Source organism: Chthoniobacter sp. (genome assembly GCF_040003245.1).
Classification (GTDB): Bacteria; Verrucomicrobiota; Verrucomicrobiia; order Chthoniobacterales; family Chthoniobacteraceae; genus Chthoniobacter.
Window position 1 is genome coordinate 1 of sequence record NZ_JBDUCX010000058.1, and the last position, 13252, is coordinate 13252.

Annotated in this window: 9 protein-coding genes; all 9 read right to left on the minus strand. The window is 62.5% G+C overall.

The window, feature by feature from the left end; genetic code table 11:
* Positions 1–70 precede the first annotated feature (70 nt).
* The 9 genes from ABJF10_RS10135 to ABJF10_RS10175 all read right to left on the minus strand — a co-directional run bounded on the left by ABJF10_RS10135 (position 71) and on the right by ABJF10_RS10175 (position 13251).
* Positions 71–1003 (minus strand): alpha/beta hydrolase, encoded by a 933-nt coding sequence (locus tag ABJF10_RS10135; RefSeq protein ID WP_348544442.1) that lies wholly within the window; start codon positions 1001–1003, stop codon positions 71–73.
* A gap of 167 nt (positions 1004–1170) precedes the next feature.
* Positions 1171–2775, minus strand: coding sequence for a sulfatase-like hydrolase/transferase (locus ABJF10_RS10140; RefSeq protein ID WP_348544443.1), 1605 nt, complete (start codon positions 2773–2775; stop codon positions 1171–1173).
* A 19-nt stretch (positions 2776–2794) separates the two neighbouring features.
* Positions 2795–5554, minus strand: coding sequence for a sulfatase-like hydrolase/transferase (locus ABJF10_RS10145; protein ID WP_348544444.1), 2760 nt, complete (start codon positions 5552–5554; stop codon positions 2795–2797).
* Positions 5555–5595: 41 nt separating this feature from the next.
* Positions 5596–6417 (minus strand): prolyl oligopeptidase family serine peptidase, encoded by an 822-nt coding sequence (locus tag ABJF10_RS10150; protein ID WP_348544445.1) that lies wholly within the window; start codon positions 6415–6417, stop codon positions 5596–5598.
* A 133-nt stretch (positions 6418–6550) separates the two neighbouring features.
* Complete coding sequence (locus ABJF10_RS10155) at positions 6551–8368, minus strand: glycoside hydrolase family 15 protein (RefSeq protein WP_348544446.1); 1818 nt, start codon at positions 8366–8368, stop codon at positions 6551–6553.
* A gap of 71 nt (positions 8369–8439) precedes the next feature.
* Positions 8440–8874, minus strand: coding sequence for a response regulator (locus ABJF10_RS10160; protein ID WP_348544447.1), 435 nt, complete (start codon positions 8872–8874; stop codon positions 8440–8442).
* 254 nt (positions 8875–9128) lie between these two features.
* On the minus strand, positions 9129–11231 hold the full coding sequence (locus ABJF10_RS10165; protein ID WP_348544448.1) for an arylsulfatase: 2103 nt from the start codon (positions 11229–11231) through the stop codon (positions 9129–9131).
* Between the two features lie 14 nt (positions 11232–11245).
* Positions 11246–12001: an AraC family transcriptional regulator gene (locus ABJF10_RS10170; RefSeq protein WP_348544449.1), complete on the minus strand. Its 756-nt coding sequence runs from the start codon at positions 11999–12001 to the stop codon at positions 11246–11248.
* A gap of 8 nt (positions 12002–12009) precedes the next feature.
* On the minus strand, positions 12010–13251 hold the full coding sequence (locus tag ABJF10_RS10175) for an FAD-dependent oxidoreductase (RefSeq protein WP_348544450.1): 1242 nt from the start codon (positions 13249–13251) through the stop codon (positions 12010–12012).
* Between the last annotated feature and the right edge of the window lies 1 nt (position 13252).

The window sequence follows — 13252 nt, forward strand, 5'->3', positions numbered from 1 at the left end:
GATCGGTGGGAGATCGGTGGGAGATCGGTGGGAGATCGGTGGGAGATCGGTGGGAGATCGGTGGGATTTTTCATTTTACGGGTGAGACCTGGAGCTTCTCCAGCAGGAAACCGAAGATATCGGGATGCTTCACGCCGGTCGCGCCGGTGTAGTTGAACTCATACTCGACTCCGACCTTCTTGAGCTTCTCCACTAGGCCTGCGCCGAAATTCGCCGAGTGCGGCGGATCTTTCCACGGTTCGCCGAGGGCGACGGGTGAATCGTAGAAGAGATAGACCGGCGGCGCACCCGGCGAGACCAGTTCGTAAGGAGAGAACTCGCGAATCCACGGCATGAATTTCTCTCGTTGATCGAGGAACGCCTGATAGTTCGGCAGCGAAAAGGCGTGGCCGCCGTATTGGTTGTTGGGAATCCACGCCGTCATTTGTTTTGGATCGAGCGAAGTCTGCGGAACGAAGGTCACGGCGCAGGTCAGCCGCGTGGATTCGCGGGCGATGGGATCAGCGCTCTTCGGATCGGCCATATCGGCATGGTAGGCGAGCCACAGCGTATTGAAGCCCCCGGCGGACCCACCGCAGCCCGCGATGCGTGTCTTGTCGATGTTCCATTCCTTCGCCTTGCTGCGCACGAATTGCAGCGCCCGGGCGGAGTCATCCAGGCAGGCTTTCACCGGCGGGTTCACACCGTCGGCGATCGCGTCGGGGAGCAGGCGATACTCGATGGAGACCACGGAGATGCCCGATTTGAGACACGGGACGAGAAAGTCGGGAGTGTTCTTGTCGCCCGACATCCAGCCGCCGCCGTGGATGTAAAAGAGCACGGGCGTTGGCTGGCTCGCTTCCGCCTGGTAAAAGTCGAGCACCTGCCGCGCGTGCTGGCCATACGGCACATTGGCCTGCGTCGGCCTGGGTGATGCCGGCACTTCGGCGCGGATCACTCCCGAGGCCAGGCCGATGGCGGCGGCGAGGAGCAGGGAAGGAAGGGATCGGAGCGAGAGCGCCATAGGCAGAGGATGATTTGGGAGATGCGGCATGGGGAGGCGAGTGGCGACCGTTATATCATCATTCGCTCAAAAAAGCCCGGCCTCCATTGGCTCCATTGGCTCCATTGTGAAAAATGCCGTTTTCAATGCCCAAAATGCCCAATTCGCGTAGTCCTCGATTGGACGCATCAGCCTTGTCCGCCTAAGGGACGGGCCCGGACTTCCTCGACGTACGGAGACTTCACGCGTTCCAGCCAATCGACGAGTGATTGCTTGAGTCGCGTGGCGACTTCCTTGTTCGCTGCCCGATCGGCTTCGGTGGCGAGCAGATTCTTCACTTCATTCGGGTCGCTTTGCAGATCGAACAATCCATCTCGGGCACGCGCGGTCAGGCCGCGGCCAAACATCAGCTTCCAGCGGCCATCGCACACCATGTAGCCGGGCACCGCGGTGCCGTTCCATTCGGAGACGGCGAGCCGCTTCGCGCCATCGTCCTGGCCTTCGATGAGTGGACGCAGCGTGGCGCCTTCCGAGGCGCGGCCGGCGACTCCGCAGTAGTCGAGGATCGTGGAGAAGAGATCGATCTGCGCCACCGGTGCATTCACCACGGTGCCGGGCGGAATGACTCCCGGCAGCCGCACGAGCAGTGGAATGTGCGCGGATCCTTCGTAGAAAACGAATTTGCTGTACATGCCGTGGTCGCCGAGCATTTCGCCATGGTCGGCGGTGAAGATGACGAGCGTATGGTCGCTGAGGTGCAGTTCGTCGAGGCGCGCGAGCAGCTTGCCGATCCAATCATCGTTGAGCGTGATGAGGCCGTAGTAGTCCGAGATCATCTGCCGGACTTTGTCCTTGTCGCGATAGGCCGGCGGCATCAGCGACCGGAAGTAAGGCGACCCGGCGCGCGTGTCCTCGATGCTCGCGGGAACGGGCATTTCCGCCGCGGGATACATGCCGTAGTAGGGCTTGGGCAGCACCATCGGCGGATGTGGCGGTCCGATGGAAACGGTGAGCGTGAATGGCCCGTCCTTGAGGCGGTCGAGCGCCTTGAGGCCGTCCTTCACCGTCCAGGCCGTCATCGTGTGCTCCGGCGGAACATCGAGGCAGCCGTAGGAAAATCCCTGGCCGACTTGCGCGGCATTGCCGGCTTCGCGATTGCGCAAGAGCTGCTGCACCTTCTCCGGCGGCAGGCCATACGAGCCGTCGAGCGGGTCGGGCCGGTAGGGACGGTTGTACATGTTCGCAAGTTGCTCGCCCGGTTCGAGCGGACGCTGGGGCACGTGCTCGTCGAGATACTTCAGAAAGGCCTGCGCTTCATTGAGCTCGGCGCGCGATCCCGGCGGCTTCTTGCCATTGGTCCACCGCACCCCGTTGGCATAATCGAGCGCATACTTGTATGGGCTGTGCCACTTGCCGTAATACTCGCCACGATAGCCCTGCTTGATCAGCACCTGATCGAAAGTCTCGAACGTCGGCAGATCGGCGCGGTCGATTTCCTGGTTGGTCAGGAGATGGTTCGAGCTGCAACTGCGCCCGGTGAGAATGACCGTGCGCGCCGGCACGCACACCGGGCACGAGGAATACATCCGCGTAAAGCGCGCACCCTCCGCGGCAAGCCGATCGAGATTCGGCGTCTTGATGACTTTGTTGCCCATGCTCCCGAGTGTGTCCCAGCGCTGCTGATCGGTGATGATGAAGAGGACGTTGATCGGGCGCTTCGGCGTTTCGGCGGCGCGTAGCAGAGACAGGCTCGCCATCGAAAAGCAGACGGCGATACGGAGGAGAAGTTTCATGGGTGGAACGGCGGTGTATTCAGGGCTGGATCGGAATCTCTGCGGGAACGGGCAGACGTTGCTTGAGCAACCGGCCGCCTTCGCCCACGAGGCGCAGATACCAATCGCTCGGTAATCCCTCGTAGCCGACGAAATGGCCCTGCGTCGGCGGGGCGCTGGTGACTTTGAAGATCGCGGTACCTTCATCGATCTCGTCGAACATCGCGACGTAGATGGAATCCGCGCCGAGCTTGGAGAGAGCGTGCAGTTGTTCCCACAGGAACTTGCCACCGCGGCGCGGGATGTTCGTCGTGCCTGGCGGCTTCTGTTGCAGGTTGTCCCAACTGAAACCGGCATAGACGACGGGCAGCCAGAACACGCCATTCTGTTCGCAGGTGCGCTTGTCGTCGGCCCAGTAGTCGATCCCGGCGAACTTTTCGCCGCGCGCATTCGTGGGCGCATTGCCGACGTTCCACGGCGAGTAGGCGCCGAACTTGCGGAAGAAGGCCTGCCACGCGGGATCGGAATTGCGGCGCCAGTCCCAGTCGCCCCCGCCGGCGAGGAAGGCAGCGTACGGCCCCGGTTGCTGGAAGAAGGCGATGAGCTTTTCCGCGACTTTCGCGCTCATGTGGTTCGACGGGTTTTGCCAGTAGAAGCCCCAGATCTGCACGACGGGCAAACCGTGTTCATGCAAATAGCGCGGGTTGGCGGTGATCTTTTCGTCGACCAGCCGGCGCCATTCGGTGGTGAGCAGATCGAAGATGCGATCGGCCGGCCTACCCGCGGCATCGAAGGAAATGGCCCAGACGCGGCCGGTCTGCTCGGCGGCGTGTAAAACGTGATCGAGCACGCGGCGGCGAGACTCGTAACGGTTCCCGGCCGGTGCGCCAGGCATATCGAGCAGGAAATGCTGGAGGTAGACGCCATCGATGCCGTAGTCGCGCATCCACTCGAAGTGCCGCTGCACGGTGGCGGCATTGTCGGAGCTGAACAGCTCGGCAGGCGAGCCGTCGGGCAGGGTGAAACCGGGCACGGCAAAACGCTCGTCCTTGCCGAACTCATGCACGTCTGGCCACATCTCAAACGTCAGCGAGGCCGGTGTGATGGGGCCGCGGCTATAATGGATCCAGCCCATGTTGGCGGCGTCACCGGGGCAACGGAACCAGCCCTGGTAGCCGCACATCACTTTCTTGTGCATCGAGGTGGCATCGACCACTCGCGAGGCTTCTTCGTGCGATCGAGCGGCGCTCGCCCGAGGCAGTTCACGCGTGTGGCTGGCATCGCGCTGTTGATTCAACATTGCTTCCAATTCCTTCACGATCTCGGGATGTTGTTCGCTCAGATCCTTCGTTTCCTTTGGATCGTCCTGGAGGTTGTAGAGCTGCCGCTGAAATTCCGGGGCGTGGCCTTTGCGAATTGCCGGACTGATCTGCTTGACCGGCACGCCTTCGATCCATTTCCACGGCCCCTTGCGCATCGCGAAGACTCCGTCGTTGCTGTGCGTCACCATATCCGGCCGCATTGGTTTGTCGTATTTCTCCCCGAGCAGCGCGGGCAGGATGTTGTAGCTGTCCTCGGCGGCCTGATCGGCGGGTGGAAGCTTTTCGCCGACGATGGCGGCGGTCGTCGCGAGCACATCCGCCATGCTGATCATCTCGCGGCATTCGGTGCCGGCAGGCACTTTGCCCGGCCAGCGCGCGATGAAGGGCACCTTGAAGCCGCCCTCGTAAACGTGGGTCTTGCCCCCGCGATACTGGCCGTTCACCGCGAGCCCGGCCTGGACGGCGAGAGTCTCCGGACGCGTCTGCTGGCCGGGCTCGAAGACGCCGCCATTGTCGCTGGTGAAAATGACCAGCGTGTCCTGCGCGAGGCCTTGCTTATCGAGCGTCTCGAGCACGCGCCCCACGGTGCGATCCAGTTCGTGAATCCAGTCGCCGAAGATGCCCGCGGTGCTCGTACCCCTCGTGTCTTTCGAAGGCGTCACCGGTTCGTGCACGGCCACCGGCGCGAAGTAGAGGAAGAAAGGCGTGCCGGCTTTTTGTTGCTCGATCCAGTGCACAGCCTGGTCCGTCAATTTGGGCATGACGCGGTCGTCCACGCGTCGAGGAGCGTCGATCTCGATCGGCGTCTTGCCGCGCCCCTGCTGCATCTCGCTGGAATAGGTGGACGCGAAGTTTTCATCGTCGGGCACCGGCCCGGGCAGCTTCATGTCGGCGGGGATTTTTCCCGAGCGCAGGCCGTAGACGAAGTGGTTCTCCACGAAGACACCGGTGATGTCTCCGTGATTTTGTGGGACGGAGAAATGATAGTCGAAGCCCAGTTCCAGGGGCCCCGGCGCGAGTTCCGCCGTGTAGTCCACGCGATATTTGGGATCGTTCCTGGCGTCGCCGTAGCCAAGGTGCCATTTTCCGATGGCGGCGGTGCGATAGCCATGCGCCTTGAGCATGGAGGCCATGTTGTAGCGGCCGGGTTCGATGAGCAGGGGCGCGAAGGTATTGAGCGTTTCGTACTTTAACGACGTGCGCCAGCAGTAGCGACCGGTGAGGAGCGAGTAACGGGTGGGCGTGCAAACCGATGAGGTCGTGTTCGCATCGGTGAAACGCCGGCCCTCGCGCGCCAGGCGGTCGATATTCGGGGTGCGCACCAATTTGCCGTCCGCCCCGAAACAGCCCACGCTGCCGTAGCCGAGATCATCGGCGAGGATGACGACGATATTGGGCGGGTTCCCAACCTCCGCGGCGGGCGAAAAGCCGGCGGAAAAAGCGAGAAGAGCGACAGCGAAAAGCGGGGAGAGTTTCATGAAAGCGCGGAAGAGGATTCGGGGAGTGCGCGGCACTCCTGTCAATTCCCTGCGGCGGCTTTCCTTTGACCGAAGAGCCACTTCCACATTTCGGTCTCCTCGTAGGCCTTCTCCCAGCTATTGTGGGGCACCTCGGGGTATTCGGTGTACCTGGCCGTGCCGCCGGCTTTGGTGAGCGCGGCCGTGAGGTCACGCGAGAAGGCCACGGGGACGGTGGGATCCTTTTCGCCATGAAACGCCCAGACGGCCACGCCTTTCATCTTTGGCACATCTTCCACATGCCATGCCCCGCAGACGGGCACGGCGGCGGCGAAGAGCTCGGGATACCGCGCAATCGCACCCCAGGAGCCGACCCCACCCATCGATTGCCCCGTGATGTAGATGCGCGCCGGATCGATCGACTCCGTTTTCAACAAGGAGCGGATCGTTTCGATCAGCACCGGCAGCTTTTCCGGAAGTTCCGGCGGCAGGCCGGCACGCTTGATAACATCGGTCTTTGCCCAAGTGAACGGCCGGTCCGCCTCCGGTACCATGACGAAGGCCGGATGCTGCTGGCGCATCGGCGGGCGGATGAGCACGGAGCTTGCCTTCACCCCGCCGCCCGCGCCATGCAGGCAGATGACCAGTGGATATTTCTCCCCCGCTTCGGGTTTGAGCGGCGTCAGCCAGCCGTAACTCAACTCCCCGTTGCCGGTCCCTTTGAAGACGCGGTGCTGGTATTCCGATTCATAACGCGGATGACGCGATGGCGCTTGCGGATTGGACGGAGCGGGAGTGGCCTCGGCGCCCTCGCTGCGCGGGGGTGTGGCGAGCTCTAGTGTGGAGACCACGAGAGCAATGAACGAAATACGGAGAACGTGCATATGGTCAGGTGTGTGGAGGGACGGCAGATCGGGAATCGGAGGTATTCGTCCATCCCAACAGAGTCGAAAACCAACGCCTGGCTCGAAGGTTGCGTTTGCTCTTCGCCTCAGCCTGTTGCGAAGCCGCGAGCCATTACCGGGATTTTGTGGACTCGGCGTTCAGCGCACGATCCAGCGCATACGCGGCGCTAATCAAGCCAAGGTGCGTGAATGCTTGGGGAAAATTCCCCAACTGCTCGCCGGTCGCGCCCGTCTCTTCGCCGAAGAGGCCGAGATGGTTTCCGTAGCCGAGCATTTTCTCGAAGACATAGCGGCCCTGCAGGGGATCGCCGCCGCGGGCGAGGCATTCCGCATACCAAAAGGTGCACATGTTGAAGGTGCCTTCGCGCGCCGTCTCCGGATCGCCGGTGCCATGATCATGGTCGTACCGGTGGACGAGGGAATCATCGACGAGCTTTTCACCGATGACTTTCAATGTGGACAGCCATTGCGGATCGGTCGGGCCGATAAATTTCACCAGTGGCATGAGCAGACAGGATGCATCGACGGCGGTGGAGCCCGGGAATTGCACGAACGCCTGCCGCTTTTCATCCCAGAATTGGGTGTGAATTTCGTTGAAGATGCGGTCCCGTACCTCGATCCATTTCGCCAGTGGGGCAGGAAAGGAGCGTTTGCGCGCGATCCGCAACCCGCGATCCAGTGCCACCCAGCACATCAGTCGTGAATAGAGGAAATGCTGCCGCCCTTGGCGAGTTTCCCAGATCCCTTCGTCTGGTTCCTGCCAGTGTTTGCAGACCCATTCGAGCAGGGGGACCAGGCTCTTCCAAAGCCCATGGCTGATGGGTTCGCCCCACTTGTCGTAGAGATAGATCGAATCCATGAGCTCGCCCTGGATATCGAGCTGGAGCTGACCGTACGCGCCGTTGCCAATGCGCACCGGACGCGAGCCGGCGTATCCCGCAAGGTGATCGAGCGTTTCCTCGGTGAGGTCATGCCGGCCATCGAGCCCGTACATGATCTGGAGTGAGCTGCCCTCGGCCACTTCGTGGCAGCGCTGTTCGATCCAGCGATTGAAGGCGCCCGCTTCTTCGGTGTAGCCGAGGCGCATCAGGGCGTAGATGGTGAAGGAAGCATCGCGGATCCAAGTATAGCGGTAGTCCCAGTTGCGACTGCCGCCGAGCACTTCGGGCAGGCCGAAAGTGGGCGCGGCCAGCAGTGAGCCATGGGGCTGGGAGACGAGCAGCTTCAGTGTCAAGGCCGAGCGGCGCACGATCTCCTGCCAGCGGCCTTGATAGCGGCAGTGGCCGATCCAGCGGCGCCAATAGTCCAGGGTGCGCTTGAAACTTTCCGAGACGAAGTCATGCGCGTTGCACCCGCGTTGCTGGCGGCCGTCTTCCAGGACGAAGGAGGCGGTTTCATTGGCGCGCAGGCGGAAGGACGCGACGGCATTGCCATTCTCGACCGTGAGAGGCACCGAGGAGTGCAGGCGCAGCACGGTTTTGTCCGGCCCCTCGGAAATGAAAAGCACGTCGTTGTCCTGCCGTTCACAGCGATGCGGGGAGCGCGCGTAATTGAACCGCGGCGCACACTCCATGCGGAAGGAAATCTCCCCACGCACGCTCTTCACCCGGCGCACCAGGTTGTGGGCGTTCATCGCCTCTTCCACCGGCATGAAATCGGAAATCTCCACGACGCCATCCGAGGAGAGGATGCGCGTGAGGAGAATGTTCGAGTCGGGGAGATAAAGCTGCCGGTGCCGGGAGTGGCCATTAAACTCCGGGCAGATCTGAAAATGACCACCGCGTTCCGCATCGAGCAACGCCGCGAAGACGCTGGGAGAATCGAACCGCGGGAAGCAAAAGAAATCCACCGTCCCATCCAGCGCGACCAGCGCGACGGTGTTCAAGTCCCCCACGATTCCGTGATTCTCGATTGGTTCTGGTGTGGCCACTAGAGCGATTGTTCAAAGGATGGTTCGCATCCCGACGCTCCTTTGGTGGCATCCTTGCCCGGGAGGCAAGATCAATCGCAGCCGCATCCGGCCATGCGGCCCCCCTGCGGGAGTTGGCCAGCGCCTTCGGCATGCCTGGCGAGCACCTGACTAAAGCACTGCAATAATTCTGCCGGCCGAAATGGCTTCCCAAGGACGGCGTTAAATAATCCGGGACGAAGCACGGCCTGGGGAAAACCTGTGATCAGGATGAGAGGAACTTGGGGTGCGACGCGCGTCATTTCGGCGGCTACTTCCTCCCCGTTCATGTCGGGCATGGAGCGATCCAGAGTTACCAGATCCCATGGCCCTTGCTGGAAGGCGATCAGGCCCTCGCGGCCCGACGACGCGGTTTGCACTTCGTAGCCGGTGTGCTCGAGAATCCGTTTGAGCGTGAACAAGATCGCGGGCTCATCATCCACCACGAGCACTCTCGGACGGGGGGCGGCTTCAGGATTGGTATTCATCTGAATCTGAATCGGAGCACGGGTCGCACCGCACCGTCTCTTTGTTCCGCAGCGGCGGCCTGGCGCGATGTCGCAATTTACGTGACGGCGCGTAAATCAGTCTCTGAATCCCCACAATTGTAAAAATTTCCGATTATTTTCCCATTTTGCGGCCGGCGTTTCCGCAAACGCTTTCAGTGATGAGAATCGATTTTCAATAACGCGTGTGCAGGTAAGGGCACGGGCGGTGCAGCTGTCATCCTGGCAGGCAGAAGCTATTCGACCGAAGCCTGCACCTTGCGGAAGCCAACGGCTTTGTCGAAGACCAGGAAATTCGCCGCGCCTTTGGGTTCGGCGATCACCGGGTGCTTGCCTGTAATCTTTGCACCGGCAATTTCCGCGGTGACTTCCGTGCCATGGAACGTGATGCGCAGGGGATACCACTCGCCGGTTTCGAGTTTCAGCGCTTTGCGGGCGAGGGGCTCCGTCTGCTCGACGGTTTCGCCTTGCGAAGGATTTTTCGTGATCTCCAGGGAGCTGCGCGACACGACGATTCGGAAGCTGTGCTTGCGGTCGCTCGATTCCACGCGCAGCGAGTGCCGGTTTGCCCCGCGAAAGCAGAGTTCGTATTGCAGCACCGCATCCGTCACCGCGAGCGGAGCGCGCAGGCCCGCGGCCTGCTGGTCGCCATCCTTCTGCGCGCCCCAGAGCGCGCCGTCCTTCGCGGTCCACTCGCCGCGGGCCACCAACCAAGGCTTGTCCGGCACGTGATTGAGAGTCTCATTCAACACGATCTTGCCCGTGAGCGGCGGCAACACGGCGGTCTCCGGTTTGCGCTTTTCCACTACCGGCGGCATCTCGCGGCTATAGCCACCATCGCGATAGCGGACGAGCAAGGCGCGAAGTTCTTTCACCACGTCGGGATGCGAAGTGCTCACGTCGGTCGTCTCGCCCGGATCATCGTGCGTATTGTAGAGTTGCTCCCGAAACTCGTTCGCGTGCGCCTTGCGCGCGCCGGGCTTGATGTCTTCGACCGGCACACCCTCGATCCATTTCCACGGCCCCTTGCGGATGGCAAAGACGCCGTCCGAGCTGTGCACCACCATGTCCGTGCGGACGGGCGCGGTCGTCTGGTCGAGGATCGCGGGCAGGATGTTGTAGCTGTCTTCCGCGGCCTTTTCGGCCGCGGGCAGCTTGTCACCCACCACCGCGGCCGTCGTGGCGAGAATATCGGCGAGGCTCACCATCTCATCGCAAGTCGTGCCGGCCGGCGCATGTCCCGGCCAGCGCACGATGAAGGGCACCTTGAAGCCGCCTTCCCACACGTGATGTTTGCCGCCGCGCCAGATGCCATTCACGACGAGCCCCGCATTGAGCGCCGCCGTCTGCGGGGTGGTCTTTTGCGCGGGCTCTTTCACGCCGCCATTATCGCTGGTGAAGATGACGAGCGTGTTTTCGGCCACCCCTTGTTTGGCCAGGGTGTCGAGAATGCGCCCCACGCTGCGATCCAGTTCGGTGATCCAGTCGCCGAACAATCCGGCGGCGCTTTGGCCCGCGATATCTTTGTCGGGCGTCACGGGGCTGTGGACGGCCACGGGCGTGAAGTAGAGGAAGAACGGCTTGTCCTTGGGCTGCTGTTCGATCCAATGCACGGCTTTATCCGTGAGCGTCGCCATGACGCGCTCGTTCTTTCGGCGGGGTGCATCGAGAGCGAGGATTTTTCCAGCGCCGCGTCCGCCTTCCGTATCCTCGGCGTCGTAGGTGGGCTTGAAGTTATCGTCGTCCGGCACCGGTCCCGGCAGTTTCATGCTCGGCGGGATCTTTCCTGAGCGGAGGCCATAGACGAAGCGATTCTCGACATACACACCGGTCAGGTCGCCGTGGTTGCTCGGCACGCCGAAGTGATAATCAAAGCCGATATCCAACGGCCCGGGAGAGAGCTCCGCCGAATAATCCGTGCGCCATTGCGGTGCATCCGTCGCGGTGCCGTAGCCGAGGTGCCATTTGCCGATCGCCGCCGTTTGGTAGCCGTGTCCCTTGAGGAGCGAAGCCAAATTCAGGCGCGTGGTCTCGATGTGCAGCGGGGCGAATGTGCTCAGCACTTCATGGGTGAGCGATGTGCGCCAGCAGTAGCGGCCCGTGAGCACCGAGTAGCGCGTCGGCGAGCACACCGACGAGGTCGTATTCGCATCCGTGAAGCGCCGCCCTTCGCGCGCCAGTCGATCGATGTTGGGCGTCTTCACGAGCGCGGGATTCGCCCCGTAACAACCCGCGCTGCCGTAGCCGTAATCGTCGGCCAGGATGACGACGATGTTCGGCTTGTCTGAGGCGTGCGCCACGACGGTCAGCGCCACGAGGAAAAATAGAGTGATTTTCATGGAAGGCTGGGCGTTCAACCCGCCCGGAGGCGAAAGGTTCCGGGCGGAACGCCGGTCATGCGCCGAAAATGCCGCGTGAAGGCGCTTTGGTCGCAGAATCCGGTCTCCAGGGCGATGTCGGTGAGCGAACGTTTGCTGGTAGTGAGCAGATGCAGCGCTTCATCGATCCGCACCTTCATGGCGAGCTGGCGCGGTGTGAGTTGAAACACGCGCTGCACCAGTCCCGAAAAGCGCGCTGTCGACAGGCCGCAGATCGTCGCCAGTTCCTTGATCTCGGGAGGGTTTGGGATGCGCGCCTGCATCACCTCGATGGCGCGGGCCAGTTCCGGAAGGCCCTGGCCGGCTGCCCGCCGCGCGGCGTCCTCCACGTCGCGCGAGATGCCCATGATCGCAGCGATTTTTCCCGTGCGGGGATCCAGGACCGGGTATTTGCTCGTCAGACACCAGCCCCGGCTGCGGTCGGGATAGAGGTGAAGTTCCAGTTGGTCCAGGACAGGCTTGCCGCCTTGGAGAACGCGCCGGTCCTGGCGCTCGTAATGTTCGGCAAGGGCTGCCGGGAAAAAATCCGACGGTCGCCTGCCCACCAGCCGCGCCTTGTCCGCAAAGGCGCAACGCTCCACGAGTGTCTTATTCACCGCGAGGTATCGCCCGGCGCGGTCCTTAATGAAAAAAACGACATTCGGAAGGTCGTCGAAGACGCGCTCGAGCGGCAGGGCGAGGGCCATGCTTTCGGATGCGAGGAGGGAGGCGAGACCGCCCGGACGGCTCATGCCGCGATTCAAGCAAAACGGTCGACGTCCAACAGCTTCAAATCGATGCGGGGTGTTTCGTGATCGATGATTTGTCCCACCAGTTGACCGGTCACCGGCGCGAGGCTCAGTCCCATCATTGCGTGGCCAGTGGCGACCACCAGATTCGGCGCTGCGCGAGTGCGTCCGAGATAGGGCAGCCCATCCGGTGAACAGGGCCGCAGTCCACACCATGGTTGCAGCCCCTCGAAGTGTTCGGGGCGGAAGCGTGGAAAATATTCCGGGATTGCCCGCAGGATGCCCGCCACGCGCCGGGGATTGATGCGTTTGTCCATACCGGCAATTTCCATGGTCCCGCCGAAGCGCAAGGTGTTGCCGATGGGTGTGGCGGCGACGCGCGCCTCGGTGAAGATCGAGCACAACTGCGGCTGCTCGACCGGCTGCGGCACCGTCACGCTGTAGCCTTTGCCCGCTTGCATTGGAAGCCGCAGCCCGAGTTCCGCCACGAGCGCCGGCGACCACGCGCCACCCGCGAGGAGAAACTCGTCTGCGGCGATCTCCCCGCGTGTTGTATGGACCGCGGCGAGCCGCGCCTCATCGCGATGCCAGCCGGTGACTTCCGCGTCATAGATCAGCTCAGCGCCGGCGGCGCGCAGTCGCTGTTCGAGCGTTGCCACGTAGCGAGCGGGATCGCAGTGGCAATCCTGCTCAAAGTACACCGCGCCCGCGATGTCCATCGTCACGTTGGGATCGAGCGCTGCTGCCTCCTTCGCATCGAGCACCCTCGCGGGTACGCCAAGCGCGCGCGCATGCGCAGCCATCTGCGCCTCTTGCTCGAGCGCCCGCGCGGTCTTGCAGAGCATGAGAAGCCCGCGCTTCACGAGGCCGAAATCTTCCTCCTCTGCCAGCCGTGCATACGCTTCGCGGCTGGCCAGATGCAGATCGCGCAAGAGTGGCGCCGCGCGATCGACGCGCTCGCGGGTGCTCGCTTTCCAAAACCGCGCCGCCCAAGCGAGAAGATCCCAGCTCCATCGCGGCTTAATGTAAAACGGCGACTCCGGATTCCACATCCACTTCGCCCCGAGCGCGATCATCCCCGGCGCTGCCAGCGGTGTGAAGTGACTGGGAACAATCATCCCCGCGTTGCCCAGCGAGGCGCCGCGCTGCGTGGGCGCGCGTTCAATGACCGAAACGCGATGCCCGCGCCGCGCGCACTCCAGCGCCGCGCTGAGTCCGATGACTCCGCCACCAATGATCGCCACGTGCTTCATT